Annotated in this window: 18 protein-coding genes; 10 read left to right on the top strand and 8 right to left on the bottom strand. The window is 65.7% G+C overall.

All coding sequences use genetic code 11. The features are described 5' to 3' along the window. Positions 1 to 31: 31 nt before the first annotated feature. The 3 genes from hemW to rph all read right to left on the bottom strand — a co-directional run bounded on the left by hemW (position 32) and on the right by rph (position 2,597). Positions 32 to 1,177: a radical SAM family heme chaperone HemW gene (gene hemW / locus AC6BOR_RS05530; protein ID WP_498060194.1), complete on the bottom strand. Its 1,146-nt coding sequence runs from the start codon at positions 1,175 to 1,177 to the stop codon at positions 32 to 34. Positions 1,178 to 1,284: 107 nt separating this feature from the next. Next, positions 1,285 to 1,875 (bottom strand): RdgB/HAM1 family non-canonical purine NTP pyrophosphatase, encoded by a 591-nt coding sequence (gene rdgB, locus AC6BOR_RS05525; protein WP_498060614.1) that lies wholly within the window; start codon positions 1,873 to 1,875, stop codon positions 1,285 to 1,287. Positions 1,876 to 1,880: 5 nt separating this feature from the next. Next, on the bottom strand, positions 1,881 to 2,597 hold the full coding sequence (rph, locus tag AC6BOR_RS05520; protein ID WP_086116037.1) for a ribonuclease PH: 717 nt from the start codon (positions 2,595 to 2,597) through the stop codon (positions 1,881 to 1,883). A 103-nt stretch (positions 2,598 to 2,700) separates the two neighbouring features. Here rph and hrcA point away from each other — a divergent pair, with 103 nt between their 5' ends. From hrcA to AC6BOR_RS05505, 3 genes are all read left to right on the top strand, one after another. Next, positions 2,701 to 3,741 (top strand): heat-inducible transcriptional repressor HrcA, encoded by a 1,041-nt coding sequence (gene hrcA / locus AC6BOR_RS05515; RefSeq protein ID WP_498060193.1) that lies wholly within the window; start codon positions 2,701 to 2,703, stop codon positions 3,739 to 3,741. After that, positions 3,738 to 4,271, top strand: a complete 534-nt coding sequence (locus AC6BOR_RS05510; protein ID WP_498060192.1) for a nucleotide exchange factor GrpE — start codon at positions 3,738 to 3,740, stop codon at positions 4,269 to 4,271. The genes hrcA and AC6BOR_RS05510 overlap by 4 nt, the downstream gene beginning before the upstream one ends. A 71-nt stretch (positions 4,272 to 4,342) precedes the next feature. Continuing rightward, positions 4,343 to 5,566, top strand: a complete 1,224-nt coding sequence (locus AC6BOR_RS05505) for a class I SAM-dependent methyltransferase (RefSeq protein WP_498060191.1) — start codon at positions 4,343 to 4,345, stop codon at positions 5,564 to 5,566. A gap of 9 nt (positions 5,567 to 5,575) precedes the next feature. On the opposite strand, the gene rlmN is transcribed toward AC6BOR_RS05505, so the two are convergent. After that, a complete protein-coding gene (gene rlmN / locus AC6BOR_RS05500; RefSeq protein ID WP_498060190.1) occupies positions 5,576 to 6,910 on the bottom strand; it encodes a 23S rRNA (adenine(2503)-C(2))-methyltransferase RlmN in 1,335 nt (444 codons plus the stop codon). Positions 6,911 to 7,024: 114 nt separating this feature from the next. Between rlmN and AC6BOR_RS05495 the strand changes: the two genes are divergently transcribed. Continuing rightward, positions 7,025 to 7,516, top strand: a complete 492-nt coding sequence (locus AC6BOR_RS05495; RefSeq protein WP_498060189.1) for a DUF2306 domain-containing protein — start codon at positions 7,025 to 7,027, stop codon at positions 7,514 to 7,516. Here AC6BOR_RS05495 and AC6BOR_RS05490 read toward each other — a convergent pair. Together AC6BOR_RS05490 and AC6BOR_RS05485 are read right to left on the bottom strand one after the other, a co-directional pair. Next, on the bottom strand, positions 7,513 to 8,439 hold the full coding sequence (locus AC6BOR_RS05490; protein ID WP_498060188.1) for an AraC family transcriptional regulator: 927 nt from the start codon (positions 8,437 to 8,439) through the stop codon (positions 7,513 to 7,515). The genes AC6BOR_RS05495 and AC6BOR_RS05490 overlap by 4 nt on opposite strands. Positions 8,440 to 8,512: 73 nt before the next feature. Then, complete coding sequence (locus tag AC6BOR_RS05485; protein ID WP_498060187.1) at positions 8,513 to 9,286, bottom strand: SDR family oxidoreductase; 774 nt, start codon at positions 9,284 to 9,286, stop codon at positions 8,513 to 8,515. Positions 9,287 to 9,498: 212 nt separating this feature from the next. Between AC6BOR_RS05485 and AC6BOR_RS05480 the strand changes: the two genes are divergently transcribed. Together AC6BOR_RS05480 and def are read left to right on the top strand one after the other, a co-directional pair. Then, positions 9,499 to 12,108 (top strand): TonB-dependent receptor, encoded by a 2,610-nt coding sequence (locus AC6BOR_RS05480; RefSeq protein ID WP_498060185.1) that lies wholly within the window; start codon positions 9,499 to 9,501, stop codon positions 12,106 to 12,108. 235 nt (positions 12,109 to 12,343) lie between these two features. After that, positions 12,344 to 12,895 carry a peptide deformylase gene (def, locus tag AC6BOR_RS05475; RefSeq protein ID WP_498060184.1) on the top strand — a complete coding sequence of 184 codons (552 nt, stop codon included), beginning with the start codon at positions 12,344 to 12,346 and terminating at the stop codon, positions 12,893 to 12,895. A gap of 28 nt (positions 12,896 to 12,923) precedes the next feature. Here def and AC6BOR_RS05470 read toward each other — a convergent pair whose 3' ends face one another. Both AC6BOR_RS05470 and purF read right to left on the bottom strand, forming a co-directional pair. Continuing rightward, on the bottom strand, positions 12,924 to 13,598 hold the full coding sequence (locus tag AC6BOR_RS05470; protein ID WP_498060183.1) for an SDR family NAD(P)-dependent oxidoreductase: 675 nt from the start codon (positions 13,596 to 13,598) through the stop codon (positions 12,924 to 12,926). Positions 13,599 to 13,807: 209 nt separating this feature from the next. Then, entirely contained in the window at positions 13,808 to 15,265 is a 1,458-nt protein-coding gene (gene purF, locus AC6BOR_RS05465; protein ID WP_498060613.1) for an amidophosphoribosyltransferase, read from the bottom strand. Positions 15,266 to 15,363: 98 nt separating this feature from the next. Here purF and hisI point away from each other — a divergent pair, with 98 nt between their 5' ends. From hisI to AC6BOR_RS05445, 4 genes are read left to right on the top strand one after another with little or no spacing between them, the layout of a single operon-like run. After that, a complete protein-coding gene (gene hisI / locus AC6BOR_RS05460; RefSeq protein ID WP_498060182.1) occupies positions 15,364 to 15,723 on the top strand; it encodes a phosphoribosyl-AMP cyclohydrolase in 360 nt (119 codons plus the stop codon). Next, positions 15,723 to 16,328 carry a Rossmann-fold NAD(P)-binding domain-containing protein gene (locus AC6BOR_RS05455; protein WP_498060181.1) on the top strand — a complete coding sequence of 202 codons (606 nt, stop codon included), beginning with the start codon at positions 15,723 to 15,725 and terminating at the stop codon, positions 16,326 to 16,328. The genes hisI and AC6BOR_RS05455 overlap by 1 nt, the downstream gene beginning before the upstream one ends. An 18-nt stretch (positions 16,329 to 16,346) precedes the next feature. Further along, positions 16,347 to 17,378 (top strand): PGN_0703 family putative restriction endonuclease, encoded by a 1,032-nt coding sequence (locus tag AC6BOR_RS05450; protein ID WP_498060180.1) that lies wholly within the window; start codon positions 16,347 to 16,349, stop codon positions 17,376 to 17,378. Between the two features lie 33 nt (positions 17,379 to 17,411). Next, positions 17,412 to 17,876: a MerR family transcriptional regulator gene (locus AC6BOR_RS05445; RefSeq protein ID WP_498060179.1), complete on the top strand. Its 465-nt coding sequence runs from the start codon at positions 17,412 to 17,414 to the stop codon at positions 17,874 to 17,876. The last annotated feature ends 8 nt before the right edge of the window (positions 17,877 to 17,884 follow it).

Genomic DNA, 17,884 nt, shown 5'->3' with positions numbered 1-17,884 from the left:
TGCGGGCACCTCCCCCAATGGGGGAGGATGTCTAGCGCGCAATCTGGGCCAGCACGGCATTGGCCAGCGGCCAGCCGGCGCGGGTCAGGCGGATGCCGGCGTCATTGACATCGAGCAGGCCCTGATTGGCCAGCCGGCGGGCGGCGGCCATGTCCACCGCTTTGGCCAGCGCCACCCCGGTGCGCGCCGCAAAGCGGGCGGCGTCCAGCCCTTCGGCCAGCCTGAGGCCCATCACCAGCGCCTCGGTCGCTCGCTCCGTCGCAGTCAGCACCGCCTCGCTCTCCATGCCATGCCCGGCCGCGCGCACGCCGGCCAGCCAGGCTTCCGGCTTCTTGCGCCGCAGCGTCGCAATGCCCGCCCGGCGGCCATGGGCGCCCGGCCCGATGCCGGCATAATCGCCATAGCGCCAATAGGTGAGATTGTGCCGGCTCTCGCGGCCGGGCGCTGCATGGTTGGAAATTTCATAGGCCGGCAGGCCCGCCGCCGCCGTCATCTCCTGGGTGATGGCGAACAGATCGGCGCTGGTGTCCTCATCGGGCATCAGCAACTCGCCGCGCGCGAACAGCGCGGCAAAGCGGGTGCCCGGCTCGATCGTCAGTTGATAGAGCGACAGGTGTGTGGTGCCAAAGCCGAGCGCGCGGGTGAGTTCGGCCGCCCAGGCCTCCCGCGTCATCCCCGGCCGGTCATAGATGAGGTCGAAACTCACCCGGCCAAAGGTCGATTGCGCCACGTCGAGCGCGGCGAGCGCAGCGGCCAGATCATGCGGCCGGCCGAGCAGCTTCAGCGCCGCATCATCCAGCGCCTGCACGCCCAGCGACAGGCGGTTGACCCCGGCCGCCGCAAAGCCGGCAAAACGCGCCGCCTCCACGCTGGACGGATTGGCTTCCAGCGTGATTTCCAGATCGTCGGTTGGCGGCCAGTGCCGCTGCGCCGCCGCGATGATGGCGGCCACGGTTTCGGGCGGCATCAGGCTGGGGGTGCCGCCGCCGAAGAAGATGCTGGCCAGTTGCCGGCCGGGCAGGCGCGCGGCCTCGAAGGCCAGATCGGCCAGCAGCGCGTCGCGCCATGCCGCCTGGTCCACGGACTCGCGGACGTGGCTGTTGAAATCGCAATAGGGGCATTTGGTGACGCAGAACGGCCAGTGGACGTAGAGCGCGACGGGGGGGAGGGCGGCCATGCCTGCGACCATCACAATCCGCTCATGCCGAGCTTGTCGAGGCACTGACCAGATGCGGGACGTGCCTCGACAAGCTCGGCATGAGCGGGTTTGGACATGGTGGCCGGTCAGGCCCGGCGCGCCGGCAGCAACGCCACCAGCTGCCGGAACGCCCGCGCCCGGTGATTGTCGGCTTCCTTTTCGGCCCGGGTCATCTCGCCATAGGTCTGCGTCTGGCCGCCCATCAGGAACATCGGGTCATAGCCAAAGCCGTTGTTCCCGCGCGGCGGCCACACCAGCGTGCCGTCCACCCGGCCTTCCACCACCTCGCTGTGGCCATCGGGCCAGGCGACGCACAGCGCGCAGATGAAATGCGCGCTGCGGGGCTGGTCGCCCAGTTCCTCGTTCACCCGCGCCATCGCAACGCCAAAATCCTTGCCGGGCCCGGCCCAGCGCGCCGAATAAATACCGGGCGCGCCGCCCAGACCATCGACACAAAGGCCGCTGTCATCGGCAATCGCCGGCAGGCCGCTGGCGGTGGCGGCGGCCAGCGCCTTCAGCCGGGCGTTGCCGATGAAGCTGTCCTCGGTTTCGTCCGGCTCGGCCAGGCCCAGGCTGCCGGCCGAAACCACCTCCAGCCCATGGGGCCCGAGCAGTTCGGCCAGTTCCACCACCTTGCCCGGGTTGTGCGTGGCCAGCACCAGTTTGCCCGGCGCCAGCTGCCTCACCGGCCCACCGCCTGCAACTGCGCCGCAAACACCTGGTTGCAGCCGATGCGGGCGAGGCGGAGCAGGCGCAGCAGCGTTTCCTCGTCAAACGGCTCGCCCTCGGCGGTGCCCTGCACTTCCACGATGCCGGCCTTGTTGGTCAGCACGAAATTGGCATCGGTGCCGGCGGCGCTGTCTTCGGCATAGTCCAGATCCAGCACCGGCGTGCCGTTGTAGACACCGCAGCTGATCGCCGCGACCTGCGTTGCCAGTGGATCACCGGCCAGCGGCGTCGCCTTGTGGATGGTGTCGATGGCCAGCCGCAGCGCCACCCAGGCGCCCGAGATCGCCGCCGTGCGGGTGCCGCCGTCGGCCTGGATCACATCGCAATCCAGCGTGATCTGGCGCTCGCCCAGCAGGGTGAGATCGGTGACGGCGCGCAGGGAGCGGCCGATCAGGCGCTGGATTTCCTGGGTGCGGCCCGATTGCTTGCCCTTGGCGGCCTCCCGGCTGCCGCGGGTGTGGGTGGCGCGGGGCAGCATGCCATATTCGGCTGTCACCCAGCCCTTGCCGCCGCCGCGCAGCCAGGGCGGCACCCGCTCTTCCACGCTGGCCGTCACCAGCACATGGGTCTGGCCGAATTTCACCAGGCAGGAACCTTCCGCATGGGCGGAAAAGCCGGGGATCATCTCGATCGATCGCATTTGATCGGGGGTGCGGCCGGAGGGGCGCATGGACACTGCCTTTCGTTTGAATGTTGCAGCTGGCCATATGGCGTGGGCCGAAGGAAGGGAAGCACCCATTGCGCAGCACCCGCGCTGTGCATAAATTGCCCTCATGCAACAGGCCCCGTCGCTCACCGAACTGAACGACCGCGCGCGCGAGATTTTTCGCCAGATCGTCGATGCCTATCTGGCCTCCGGCGCGCCGGTGGGCAGCCGCACCCTGTCCAAGGGCGGCGGCCTCGGCCTGTCGCCGGCGTCCATCCGCAACGTCATGCAGGACTTGGAGGAGCTGGGCCTGCTCGCCGCGCCGCACACGTCGGCCGGGCGGCTGCCGACGGAGCTGGGTCTCAGGATGTTCGTCGATGGCATGATGCAGGCCGCCGAAGTGTCGGACGAAGACCGCGCCAAGCTCGAATCCGGCCTCGCCCCCGGCATGGCGATGGAGGAGGCGCTGGCCCGCACCACCGCCGCGCTATCGGGCCTGTCCCATTGTGCCGGCCTGGTGCTGGTGCCGGCGCGCGAGCTCATCATCCGCCAGGTCAGCTTCGTGCCCTTGTCGCCCACCCGCGCGCTGGTGGTGCTGGTCGGCGCCGATGGCAGTGTCGAAAACCGCCTTCTCGATCTGCCGCCCGGCGTGCTGCCCACCACACTGGAAGCCGCCGCCAACTATATCACCACCCGGCTCGCCGGCCTGACGCTGGGCGAAGCGGCCCAGCGGCTCTCCACCGAAATTGCCCGTGATCGCGCCGCGCTCGATGCCCTCACCCAAAGTGCGGTGTCGGCCGGGCTCGCCGTCTGGTCATCCGATGCCGCCGCGCGCCCGGTCTTGATCGTGCGCGGCCAGGCCAATCTGGTCGAAGGCCAGATGGACATGGACCGGGTGCGGCAATTGCTGGACGATCTGGAAGACAAGGCCGAACTCATCCGCCTGCTCGACGGCGCCCGCGGGGCCGAGGCAACGCGCATCTTCATCGGCGCTGAAAGCCGGCTGTTCTCGCTGTCCGGCTCCAGCGTGATCGCCGCACCCTATCGCGGCAATGATGGCAAGGTGATCGGCGTTGTGGGGGTTATCGGGCCGACCCGGTTGAACTATGCGCGTGTCATCCCCATGGTGGATTACACCGCCCGAACCCTGAGCAGATTGGTATCATGACCGACGTGACCGAGAACAACGACGAGCCCGAAACCAGCGAGACCGCCGATGCCCCCGAAAGCCAGCTTGATCTGGCCGAAGCGCTGCTGGCCAAGGATCAGGAAATCGCCGATCTGAAAGACCGGGTGATGCGCGCGCTGGCCGATGTGGAAAACACCCGCCGCCGGCTGGAGCGCGACAAGGCCGAGGCGATCCAATATGCCGTCACCGGCTTTGCCCGCGAGATGCTGGCCGTGGCCGACAATCTGCGCCGCGCCGTCGCCGCCCTGCCGGCCGATGGCTTTGACCAGGTGCGCACCGGCATCGAGGCGACGGAGCGCGAACTGCTGGCGATCTTTGGCCGCCAGAACATCGCCCGCATCGAGATCACCAGCGGCGAGCCGCTTGATCCCAACCGCCACCAGGCGATGATCGAGGTGCCGAGCGAGTTTGATGCCGGCACCGTGGTCGCCGAACTGGCCAGCGGCTGGACCATCCGCGACCGCCTGCTGCGCCCGGCGATGGTCAGCGTGGCGCGCGCCGCCGACTGACCGTCGCGCCATAGCCTCCGGCTATCGAAGCCATGGCTTGACCGGTTCGCCGGCTCTGGCACCTTGGCCGCATGTGGTTGTTTGATCGGCTTTTCAAACGCTTCCTGTCGGCCGGTGAACTGGTGGTGATCGATCCCGCCGGCCGCGAACGCCGCTATGGCGTGCCGGTGGCCGGCCGCGCGCCGGTGCGCATCCGGCTGGCAGACAAGGCCACGGCCCGCGCCATTGCGCTGAACCCGGCGCTGGGCGCGGGCGAGGCATTCATGGATGGACGGCTGGTGCTGGAGGCGGGTGACATCTTCGCCCTGCTCGATCTCGTCACCTGGAATCTGCGCTGGGAACGCAGCAACAAGGTGAGGTTCGCCCTGTGGCGGCAGGCACGCCTCGCAGCCTGGTGGGATGGCATCAACTTCGAGCGCCGGTCAAAGCGCAATGTCGCCCATCATTATGATCTGGACGACCGGCTCTATGATCTCTTCCTCGATCCGCACCGGCAGTACAGCTGCGCCTATTGGGGCCCAAGCATCACCACGCTGGAGGCGGCGCAGGAGGCCAAGCTGGCCCATATCGCCGCCAAGCTGGATCTGAAGCCGGGCCAGCGCGTGCTCGATATAGGCTGCGGCTGGGGCGGCTTGGCGCGCTATCTCCACAAGGTCTCGCGCGCCCATGTCACCGGCGTCACCCTGTCGGAAGAGCAGTTGAAATATGCCCGCGCCGAAGCCGCACGCCAGGGGCTGACCGGGGTGGATTACCAGCTGATCGATTATCGCGCCGTCACCGGTCAATTTGATCGCATCGTCTCGGTCGGCATGTTCGAACATGTCGGCCTGCCGCATTACCGCCAGTTCTTCGAAACGGTGGAGCGGCTGCTGACCGATGATGGCGTCGCGCTGCTCCACACCATCGCGCGCGCCGACGGGCCGGGCGCCACCGATCCCTGGACAGCCAAATATATCTTCCCCGGCGGCTATTCGCCGGCGCTATCGCAGATTGTCCCGGCGATCGAGCGGGCCTGGCTGTGGATCACCGATATCGAGGTGCTGCGCCTGCATTATGCCCACACGCTGAAGGCCTGGTATGACCGCTGCGTCGCAAGGCAGGCCGAGATCGAGGCGCTGTATGACGCCCGCTTCTATCGCATGTGGACCTTCTATCTGGCCGCCGCCCACTGCGCCTTTGCCAATGATGGCCACATGAATGTGCAGGTGCAAATGACCAAGCGTCGCGACACGCTGCCCCTCAGCCGGGATTATATGCGCACGGCGGAGCAGGTCCTGCCCGGCGCGGCGCCTTGAACATGGGCGCTACAGCGTCCAGGCCAGTTCCTTCTCCGCCGCCCGCTTGTCCAGCTCGGCGCGACTGATCTTTTCGGATGCGGATTTCAGCTGGCCGCAGGCGGCCATGATGTCCCGCCCGCGCGGGGTGCGCACGGGGGCGGAAATGCCGGCCTTGAAGATGATGTCTGAAAAGGCCTTGATCCGCTCGTTCGACGAACATTCGTAAAAGCTGCCCGGCCAGGGGTTGAACGGGATCAGGTTCACCTTGGCCGGCAGGCGATATTTGCGGATCAGGCGCACCAGCTCGCGGGCATCATCGTCGCTGTCGTTCTTGCCGGCCAGCATGACATACTCGAACGTGATCCGCCGCGCGTTGTTCGCGCCCGGATAGGCGGCGCAGGCCTCCAGCAGCTGCTCGATGCCATATTTGCGGTTGAGCGGCACGATCTCGTCGCGGATTTCCTTGGTGACGGCGTGCAGCGACACGGCCAGGTTCACGCCAATCTCGTTGCCGGCGCGCACCATCATCGGCACCACCCCGCTGGTCGACAGGGTGATGCGCCGCTTGGACAGGCCCAGCCCCTCGCCATCCATGACGATCTGCAGCGCCGCCTTCACATTGTCGAAATTATAGAGCGGCTCGCCCATGCCCATCATCACGATGTTGGTGAGCATGCGGCCTTCCGGCGTGTAATTGTTGCCGGGATTGTGGGCGCCAGGCACCCACACATCATCATCGTCATCATCGGCGACATCGTTGGCCAGCGGGCGCACGATCGGCACCGGGGTGGCGCCCGGCCATTCGCCCAGCGCGTCGCGCGCCAGCATCACCTGGCCCACGATCTCGGCCGGGGTGAGGTTGCGCACCAGCTTCATCGTGCCGGTGTGGCAGAAACGGCAGTTGAGCGTGCAGCCAACCTGGCTCGACACGCACAGCGTGCCGCGCGTCGCATCGGGGATGAAAACGCATTCGGCTTCCTCGCCATCGGCAAAGCGCAGCAGCCATTTGCGGGTGCCATCGCTGCTGGCCTGCGCCGTCACCACTTCCGGGCGGCCAACCACGAAATGGGTCGCAAACAGCGCGCGGTGATCCTTGGCGATATTGGCCATGGCAGCAAAATCGGTGGCCCCGCGGTGATAGATCCAGTGCCACAGCTGGCGGCTGCGCATGCGGGCGGTCTTGGCATCCAGCCCAATGGCTTCCAGCGCGGCGGCAATCGCCGGCCGGTCCAGCCCGACCAGATCAGTCTTGCCGTCGGGGCGGCTGGCCGCCTTGCGCGGCACCACCATCGGATCAGACGGGCCGGGAATGGGCATCACGCCAGCAGCAGTGCCGGCAGTCGGGGGGGCAATGTCGGTCATCGCGCGGCCCATATCGCAAAAGCGCGCCGGCGTAAAACCGCTGGCCGCAAACGGCTTGCAAGCCATCGGCAACCGCGCCAGCTTGGGCCGGGGTGCAGCCGCCCGGGGGGAAATATGGCAGCCATCTTGTCGAACCGAAATCTGGCGTTCGCCAATGCGGGCCTTCTGGCCGTGGTGCTGGTGGCCGTGGCGCGCGGCGGGGCGGGGTTTTCCCGCCTCCCGCTGCTGGTGCAGATCCACCTGGCCAGCATGATCCTGGTAATGATGATCACCGTGCCGATGCTGCTGGCGCGCAAGGGCACGCCCCGGCACCGCCAGCTCGGCCGGATCTGGGCCGGCCTGATGTGGGGCAATGCAGTGATGAGCCTGTTTTTCAATGCCGGCAGCCGGCAATCGGGTGGGGTGTTTGCCGGCGATATCTCGCCGATTCACGCACTCAGCCTGTTTGTGGCGGTGATGGTGCCTGTGGCTGTTCTGCGGGCCCGCCGCCATGATCGGGCCGGCCATGAACGCACAATCCGTGGCCTGGTGATTGGCAGCCTGTTGATTGCCGGCCTGTTCACCCTGCCGTTCGGTCGCACATTGGGCATCTGGTTGATGAGCTAGCCTGCCTTGGCATGGTGCAGGCCCTGCACCATGGCTCCCATGGTGCGCAGCCGCTCGGCCGCCGCCCGCCGCATCATCTGGCGCGGGGAGTGGAAATAAGCCAGCGGCGTCATGCCCATATAGGCCTTGAACTCGCGGTTGAAGTGCGGCTGGTCGAAGTAACTGCCGTCCAGCAACGTCGCCAACGGCTGGTCCAGACGGTCGCCAATGTCGGCCAGCGTGCGCAGGAAACGCTGGCGGCGCAGCAGTCGCTTGGGCGCAAAGCCAAACACGCGCTGGCACAGCCGCGCCAGGGTGCGCTCGTTCAGGCCCAGGCTGGCGGCGAAATCATGGGCAGTGCCGATCTCGCCGTCCACCAGCGCGGCCTCCACCACGGCGATCAACGGGTCTGGTGGCGGCGCGGCAGCCGCGCGGCCGGTGAAAAACCCATCGAGCAGCGCCACCGAAGCGGACCAGTCCGCTGTTTGCAATTGCTGCCACAACTGGTCAGCTGCCGCCCCATACACATGGCCCAGATCGCACACCCGGTTGGCATGGCGGTCAGCCGGCTCGCCGATCAGCTGTGCCCAGCCCAGCGCCGTCAGGCCGATCCCCACGCTGGCGGCATCGCCCGGCGTGCGCACCATGCCGGTGCGGTCGGTCGGGCCGAACAGGCTGGCGCGCTCCGGCGTCGGGTCCGTGCTGCCCGGCCGTGTCACCGTCCACCGGCCGCGGATGGAAAAGCGGATATTGCCCCATTCGGGGTGCAGATAATCCTCCAGCGGGGCCGGGGCGACGACCCGATAATAGGTGGTGATGAGCGGCCGCAGCGCCGGCGCCGGCAGGGCAAAGCACACCTGCGGTTCGGCCAGCACCTTGTGCCCGGCCACCGCCGCCCGATCGTCAAGCGCCCCCCGCGCCGCCCGTGCCAGCATCATGTTCATTGCGACCCCCTTTGTTGTTGCAACCATGGGCGCGCTGGCGCCGGCCGTGATCCCCCTTTTGGTTACTCCTGGCTCACATCGCGCTGATGCCGCCATCCACATAAAGGCCATGGCCGGTCACCATCTTGGCCTCATCACTGGCCAGATAGACGGCGGCCCAGGCAATATCATCGGGCTCGCCCACCGCGCCGAGCGGGATCTGGCGGCCCAGCTTGGCCAGGCCCGCCTCGCGGCCCAGCGCGCTGGTGATGCCATCCAGGATCGGCGTGTCGATGAACACCGGGTGGATGCTGTTGCAGGTGATGCGATATTGCTGCTTCGCGCAATGCAGCGCCACCGATTTGGTCAGGTGGCGCACCGCGGCCTTGGCGCTGTTGTAGGCGGCCGAATTGTGCGCCGCGATCACGCCGGCGATGCTGGACAGGTTGATGATGCTGCCGCGCACCCCGGTTTCGCGGACAGTGCGGGCCATCACCGGCAACGACAGCTTGCAGCCCAGGAACACGCTGTCCAGATCGATCGAATGCACGCGCTTCCAGGTGTCGAAATCGGTGGCCTCCACGGTGGATCCACCCGCGATGCCGGCATTGTTGACCAGCACATGGAACCCGCCCCATTTTTCTTCGGCAAAGGCGATGGCGGCGGCCCAGTCATCCGGGCTGGTCACATCATGGCGGCAGGCCACGGCGGCATCGCCGATGCTGGCTGCCACCGCCATCACCCCGGCCTCGTTGATATCGGTCAGCACCAGGCGCGCGCCTTCCTGTGCCATGCGCCGGGCCATCGCCTCGCCCAGCCCCTGCGCGGCGCCGGTGATCAGCACAATCTTGCCTGCCAGTCGGTTCATCCTGTCCTCCCCAGATATGTTCCCGCCACGCTGCCCCGCCCCCGGCCGCGACGCAACCTCCAAACGATAGTGTGACAGGCTTGCAACACAGCCAAGTGATTGCATGTGCACACAACTGCCCCACTTTCACAAAGCTGCAACGTGGGTTAGCCCTTCATCCGAACCAGAGCGGGGAACGACCCGCCACAGACATTCAAACAGGGGAGTTTTCGATGCGCCATCTGCTGCTTGCCACCACCGCCATGTTGTTGTTGCCCACTGCCGTGCAGGCGCAGCAGCCCGCCCCGCCCGCCGAGACCGCGCAGGACGAAAGCGACGGCGCCCCGGAAATCGTCGTCACCGCCACCCGCCGCAGCCAGTTCCTTTCGGATGTGCCGATCGCGGTCAGCGCCGTGTCTGCCGAAGCGCTGGAAAAAAGCGGCGGCACCGATATCCGCCAGCTGAACCAGCTCGCTCCGTCGCTGCTGGTCTCCTCGGCCACCAACGAATCCAACGGCGCCGCCCGCATCCGCGGCGTGGGCACGGTCGGGGAAAACCCCGGCCTCGAAAGCTCGGTCGCGGTCTTCATCGACGGGGTCTATCGCAGCCGCACCGGCGTGGGCCTTACCGATCTCGGCCCGCTGGAAGGCATTGAAGTGCTGCGCGGCCCGCAGGGCACGCTGTTCGGCCGCAACGCCTCGGCCGGTCTGCTCAGCATCACCACCGCCAAGCCGAAGTTCGAATTCGGCGGCAGCGGCGAACTCAGCTATGGCAATTTCAACGCCTGGCGCGTGGTGGGCAGCGTCACCGGGCCGATCGCCGGTGACAAGGTCGCCTTCCGCTTTGACGGCCTCTACAACAAGCGTGACGGCTTCCTGACCGACACGGTTTCGGGCCGCAAGCTCAACAACCGTGACCGTTTCCTGGTGCGCGGCCAGCTGCTGCTGAAGCCCAGCGATGATCTGTCGATCCGCCTGATCGGCGATTACAACCAGAAGGACGAGGAATGCTGCGGCGCTGCGATCATTTCGCCGCTGCAGAATCTGTCGCGGGATGCCAGCGGCAATGTCGTCCAGTCGCCCAACAGCATCGCGGCCCTGGTCCGCAGCCTCGGCGGCATCTACAATCTCTCGCCCGATGGCGCCAAATATGTCTATCAAACCTCGATCACGCCGGGCGCCTCCTACAACCAGCGCACGCGGGACTGGGGTCTGTCGGCCGAAGTCAATTGGGAAGTGGGCGGCGGCCAGCTGACCTCCATCACCGGCTATCGCGAGTTCAAGAACAAGGCCGCGCAGGACGCCGATTTCAACAAGCTCGACCTGCTGCAGCGCAGCGACCAGAACCGCAAGTTCCAGACCTTCAGCCAGGAACTGCGCTACAACGGCACCGCCTTCAACGACCGGGTCGATTATCTGTTCGGTGCCTATTATGCGCATGAAACCCTGCGCACCGACGATGATCTGAAATATGGTGCCGATTTCGAGCGTTATTACAACGGCCAGTTCGCCGGCGTGACCGGCAACGCCAACACGCTCGGCCTGTTCGCCACGCTGGCGGGCTATACCCCGCCCACCGGGCAGAGCCTGCTCAACGGCACCGGCATCGTGCAGGGCGGCTATTTCCGCCAGACCAGCACCAACTATGCCTTCTTCACCCACAATGTGATCAGCCTGGTGCCCGACAAGCTGCTGCTCACCGTTGGTCTGCGCTACACCAACGAACGCAAGGAACTTGATGCCAAGTTCCTCTCGAACAACAATTTCTGCGGTGCGATGCGCAACGCCGGCAACGTGTTTGGCGCGCTGGCGGCCCTGCGGCCCACCATCACCTCGGTGGCCTGCGTGATCAACAACACCACCGGCCCCGGCTTTGCCGCCGGCAGCCCGGGCACGGTGCGCAAGGAAGATGAATTCACCGGCACCGCCGTCTTGTCCTACAAATTCACGCCCGATTTCCTGGGCTATGCCAGCTGGTCGCGCGGCTACAAGGCGGGCGGCTTCAACCTCGACAGCTCGGCGCTCAACGCCACCGCGCCGTCGCCGCTCAACCTGCAGTTCGCGCAGGAAACTGTTACCGCCTATGAACTGGGCGCCAAGCTCGATCTGAAGCGGTTCAAGCTGAACGTCGCGGCCTTCTATCAGAAGTTCAACGACTTCCAGCTCAACACCTTCAACGGCGTCAACTTCGAAGTCACCAACATCGAAGGCTGCGCCGACGATCTGGGCGGCCGTGACCGCGATCTGATCGCCGGCAATTCGGCCTGCACCGGCAAGCGCCGGCCGGGCCTGAACAGCCACGGCATCGAAATCGAAGCCGCGGTCTTCCCGGTCAAGTATCTCAGCTTCACCGGCGGCTTCACCTATGCCGACACCCGCTATGCCAGCCAGCTGGCCGGCCTGAACGGCGTGTCGCTGGCGCCCACCCTGTTCCAGCTGCCGGGTCGCAATCTGTCGAACAGCCAGCAATATGTGATGACCGGTTCGGCCAGCTGGACCCCGCCGATCGGCGCCGACATGAGCGGCCTTGCCTATATCGATTTCCGTCACCAGTCGGCGATCAACACCGGGTCCGATCTTGATTTCGAAAAGATCCAGGCGCCGTTCACCGTCGTCAACGCCCGCATCGGCCTCTATGGCAAGGACAAGCTGTGGGGCATCGAATTCTGGGGCCAGAACATCTTCAACACGCTCTACCAGCAGGTCGCCGCCGACGCCCCGCTGCAGGGCAGCGGCACCTTCCGCGCGGTGTCGCAAGGTCTGTCGGCCACGGCCAACCAGATCTTCATCACCTTCCCGGCGGAACCGCGGACCTACGGTGTGACGCTGCGGACGAAGTTCTGATCGCAGCCGGGCGCGAAAATAGCGCAGCTATTTTCCGACTCCGGCAAGATCGGCCAGCGACCAAAAAAGGGCGGCCCCAACAGGCCGCCCTTTCTTTGTGTCGTCTGACGGCGTGGCTCCGCCACGCCCCCTTCCTTCTCCCGTCCTTCACTCCCCAGCGGACTCGCCGGCCGCGCCCAACCGCGCCGCACCCCCAACCCTTGACGCCCGCCCCCGCCCACCATAACTGCCCCGCATGGCCATCCTCCCCATCATCGAAACGCCCGATCCGCGCCTGAAGCAGATCAGCAAGCCGGTCGAGACCGTCACCGACGCGCATCGCACCCTGATCGCCGACATGTTCGAGACGATGTATGACGCGCCGGGCATCGGCCTTGCCGCCATCCAGGTCGGCGTCGCCGAACGCATCCTGGTGATCGATTTGCAGCCCGAAGAAGATGGCACGCCCGACGATGCCCGCCCCGAAGACATCAAGCGCGTGCGCGAACCGCGGGTGTTCATCAACCCCGAGATCACCTGGGAATCGCCCGAACTGTCGGTTTATTCCGAAGGCTGCCTGTCGGTGCCCGAGATGTACGCCGATGTGCAGCGCCCGGCGCGCATCCGGGTGACATGGCTGGACGAACAGGGCGCCGCCCATGATGAAGAGCTGGACGGCCTGCTCGCCACGTGCCTGCAGCACGAAATGGACCATCTGAACGGCGTGCTGTTCATCGATCACCTCAGCAAGCTGAAGCGCGACATGCTGCTGAAGAAGCTGGAAAAGCTCCGCCGCGTCCGGGGTTGAAGCTCCTCCCCGGGAAGGGGAGGGTCATTTACCGCTTGAGGGCGTCCAAGATCATCCGCGCCGCATCCTCCGGCGGCTTCACCTTGGCCGGGTCTTCGCCTGGATAGGCGCGGGCGCGCATGGTGGTGCGGGTGGCGCCGGGATCGATGATGTGGGTGCGGATCTGACTGATGTTGGCAACCTCGGCACCATAGGTGGCGACGAGATTTTCCAGCGCTGCCTTGGTCGCGGCATAGCCACCCCAATAGGCGCGCGGCTTGGACCCGACCGAGGAGGTCACCGCCACCACATCGCCGGCCGCCGACTGGCGCAGCCAGGGATCAAATGCCGCCAGCAACCGCCAGTTTGCCGTCAGGTTGATGGCGATCAGCTTGTCCCACTCCTTGCGGTCAAGATGCGGCACAGGGGCCAGTGTGCCGAGCTGCGCCGCATTCAGGATCAGCGCGTCGAGCCGGCCCCAGCGCGCACCGACGGCATTGCCCAGCCGGTCGATGGCATCAAGGTCATTGAGGTCAAAGGGCGCAATGGTGGCGCTGCCGCCGGCGGCATGGATCCTGTCATCCACCTGGCCCAGCGCACCTTCACTGCGGGCGGTAAGGATGACATGCCAGCCTTCGGCGGCCAACAATTCGGCGGTGGCCGCGCCAATGCCGCGGCTGGCCCCGGTGACGAGGGCGATCTTCTTGTCGGTCGTGTCGGTCATTGGCGGGCCTTAGGCTGGGCGGGGCAGGGGGGCAAGCATGATCCTCCCCAAACTTGTTTGGGGAGGGGGACCGCCGGAACGGCGGTGGAGGGGTGTGTGGCGCCAGAGCCCCTCCGTCGCAGCCACTCCGCTTCGCTGCGCTCGGCGCCTCCCCATCCTTCGGCTGGGGAGGAATGGCGCCACCTCCCCAAACATGTTTGGGGAGGACCTTAGATCACCCTTTCCGCCAGCAGGCTCAGCTGGTCCGGCACCTCCACCTCTTCCTGATCGGTCAGGCGGGTCGGGTAATCGCCGGTGAAACAGGCGTCGCAATATTGCGGGGCATGCTCGTCGCGCACCGGTTCGCCGACGGCGCGATACAGGCCGTCGATCGACAGGAACGCCAGGCTGTCCACCTTGATGAAATCGCGCATGCGCTCGACATCCATCTGCGCGGCCAGCAGCTTGGCGCGTTCCGGCGTGTCAACACCATAGAAGCAGCTGTGCCGCGTCGGCGGGCTGGCGATGCGCATGTGCACTTCCTCCGCCCCGGCCTCGCGCAGCATCTGCACGATCTTCACGCTGGTGGTGCCGCGCACGATCGAATCATCAATCAGCACGATGCGCTTGCCGGCGATCAGCGCGCGGTTGGCATTGTGCTTCAGCTTCACGCCCAGGTTGCGGATCTGGTCCCCCGGCTGAATGAAGGTGCGGCCGATATAATGGCTTCGGATGATGCCCAGTTCGAAGGGAATGCCGCTCTCCTGGGCATAGCCGATGGCACCGGGCACGCCGCTGTCCGGCACCGGCACCACCATGTCGGCCTCCACAGGGTTCTCGCGGGCGAGCTCGGCACCGATGCGCTTGCGCACCTCATAGACGCTGCTGCCGTCCATCATCGAATCGGGCCGGCTGAAATAGACATGCTCAAAAATGCACGGTCGGGCGCGCTGCGGCGCAAACGGCCGGATCGAGCGCAGGCCGCGCCCGGTGATGATGATCAGCTCGCCCGGCTCGACCGAACGCAGGAAGGTCGCGCCCACCATGTCGAGCGCCACGGTTTCGGAGGCGAGGATATAGCTATCGCCCAACCGGCCCAGCACCAGCGGCCTGATGCCCAGCGGATCGCGGCAGGCCAGCATGCCTTCGGCGGTGAGGCAGATCAGGCTGTAGGCCCCCTCCACCCGCTTCAGCGCATCGATGAAACGGTCGAGCAGGGTGCGGTACGATGAAGTGGCGACCAGGTGGATGATCACCTCGGTATCGCTCGTCGATTGAAAGATCGCGCCACGCCGGACGAGTTCGCGCCGCAGGGTCATCGCGTTGGAAATATTGCCGTTGTGCGCCACCGAAAAGCCGCCCGAGGCCAGTTCGGCAAACAGCGGCTGCACGTTCCTCAGTGCGGTTTCGCCGGTGGTGGAATAGCGGTTGTGGCCGATGGCGATCTCGCCCTTCAGCTTGTTGATCACCGCATCATTGTCGAAATTGCCCGCCACGTGCCCCATGGCGCGATGGGTGTGGAAATCCTTGCCATCAAAACTGGTGATGCCGGCGGCTTCTTGGCCGCGGTGCTGCAGCGCGTGCAGGCCCAGCGCCACCAGCGCCGCGGCGCCTTCTGCGCCATAAACGCCGAACACGCCGCATTCCTCGTGGAGATGATCCTGTTCCCACGGGTCGGTGGTGAGCATCTGGTCCATGTGGGCGGCCTTTGTCTTTCGGCAGATGCCGCGCCATATAGGTCGGAGCCGGGCCTTTGTCGCCCCCCGTGTTGTGATGAAAGTGTCACATGAGCCATGCACTCGACGAAAGCCTGGAATTCCAACCCCGCTGGGGCGCCGATGGCCTGTTGACGGCCGTCGCCGTGGACGCCCAATCCGGCGCCGTGCTGATGGTCGCCCACATGAACCCTGATGCGCTGGCCGCCACCCTCGCCACGGGCGAGGCGCATTACTGGAGCCGCAGCCGCCGCGAGCTGTGGCACAAGGGGGCGACCAGCGGCGCCATCCAGCGCATAGTCGAAATCCGCGTCGATTGTGACCAGGATTGCCTGCTGCTGCTGGTCGAACCGGCCGGCCCCGCCTGCCACACCGGCCGGGTGAACTGCTTCTACCGCCGCCTCGATGGCGGCCGGCTGGTGATGCTGTGATGCTGCTGGCAGGCGCGACCGGGCTGGTCGGCGGCCTGGTGCTGGCGCGCTGTCCGGAGGCCATTCCCGTTTCCCGCCGCCCCATCCCCGGCCGGCCCGGCGTGGTCGCCGATTTTGACGATCTTCCGCCATTACCCCCGGCCCAGGTCGCGGTCTGCGCGCTCGGCACCACCCGCGCCAAGGCCGGCAGCGACGCCGCCTTTCGCGCCGTGGATCATGACGCCGTGCTGGCCTTCGCCCGCGCCGCCAAGGCCGCCGGCGTCATCCACTTCATCCTGGTCAGCAGCGTCGGCGCCAACCCCAGGTCAAGCCTGCTCTACCCGCGCACCAAGGGCGAGGTGGAGGCCGCCCTCACAGCCATGGCCTTCAGCCGCCTCGACATATTGCAGCCCGGCCTCCTCATCGGCCCCCGCGCCGAACGCCGCCCGGTGGAGCGCTTCCTGCAATGGGTCGCCCCTATGATGGACCTCGCCCTGCCGCGGGACATGGGCAGCCTGCCGGCCGAGGCGGTGGCGGGGGCGATACTGGCGCTCGCGGAAGAAAGTGCAGCGGGCGTGTTCCGTTACACAAATCGGGCTTTGGTCGGGCTTGCGGCCGACTTCTGATCGTGTCAGTTGTCAATAATGGCAAGCTCTCGTTATTACCGCACTGAACGTGATCGCCAATTAGTCTTGCGGGCCAATTCCGGGCTGTTTCCTGGTGATGATCTCGCCCCAGGCAAGGTTCGAGGCAGAGAGTATGATTTTATATTTTCAGATTATATTCATAATTTGTTTATAGATATCCGGCGTCAGACGGTGGATTATTTCACCGAATTGAAGATCGTGCCGCACACGATGCTGGCTCATATGTTGAGCTCTCAGGCCAGTTGCCTGAACGTGCTGATGCCATTTGCAACGCGGCCCAATGCCCTTGTCGCCTTGTTGGCACCACTGTTCCCTGGGCGCAAGATCGTGCCATTGCCGATCCCTGGCGAGAAAATCGCCAACGACCAAAGTTATGTGGCGTTTGAATGGGCCGGTGAAGGCAATTATCTTGGCGAGGTCGCAGACGGTCAATCGCCGCAGCGTGGTGCAAATTCCACCAGCATGGACGCCATGGTTCTGGCGGAAATCGATGGCCGGCGCGAGATGCTGCTTATCGAGTGGAAATATACCGAAAGCTATGGGAGTCCGTTGCCAAACCGGCTGCGAACCCGGGATGACGGCAGCGCAGCCTGGTCAAATGATGTGCGTCTGGCCCGCTATGCCGAAAAGCTGTTGTGGCCGGCCGGGCCAGTGCGGGCCGAGACCGGTTTGACGCTGGACGCGCTGTTTTGGGAACCATTCTACCAATTTGCTCGTCAACAGATGCTGGCGTTCCAGCATGAGAAAAATGCGGCGCGTGAAGCCCATGGGGCAGAGCGGGTTTCTATTCTGCATCTTGCCCCACGCGCAAACGTCGCGTTCCAGCGCGTGACGGCCGAACGGATGCGTGCCTATGGCGACACCGCTTGCACGGCTTGGCAGTCCGTATTGCAGCAGCCCGATCGGTTTGAAAGCCGCGCCATCGAAGATCTGCTGGCCGCATTCCCGGCTGCGGATCACGGGCTATCCGGTTGGGCTAACTATATCGAACAACGCTATGGATGGCCAACCGCGCCATCCCCAGCTTGACCTTTACGTAAACGTCAACTACCCCATCCAGCCATGAGCAATCCGGCCGAGGCTGCCACCACCGACGAGTCGCCCGCGGCGCTGTTGCATGCCTTTGCCACCGCGCCCGCGCCGCCGGCCGCCGGCGATGCCAGCCATTTTTCGATCACCGAACTGGCACTGGCGTTCAACATCACGCCGCGCGCCATCCGCTTCTATGAGGATCAGGGCCTGATCGCGCCGGAACGGCAGGGGCAGAACCGCATCTATTCGCGCCGGGATCGCGCCCGGCTGGCGTGGATTTTGCGGGCCAAGAATGTCGGCTTCTCCCTCGCCGAAATCCGCGAGATGATCGATCTTTATGACGTCGGCGATCACCGCCAGACGCAAAAGCGCGTCACCCTGGAAAAATGCCGCGCCCGCATCGCGCTCCTCACCGAACAGCGCGCCGACATCGATGCGACCATCCAGGAACTGCAACAATTCTGCGACATCGTCGAACAATCATTGAAAGCCTGAGATCGAGC

The sequence above is a fragment of the Sandarakinorhabdus sp. FBCC-B8862 genome (genome assembly GCF_059745315.1).
Note: the sequence above shows the minus strand (reverse complement) of the source record. Positions and strands in the feature narration are given on the sequence as shown.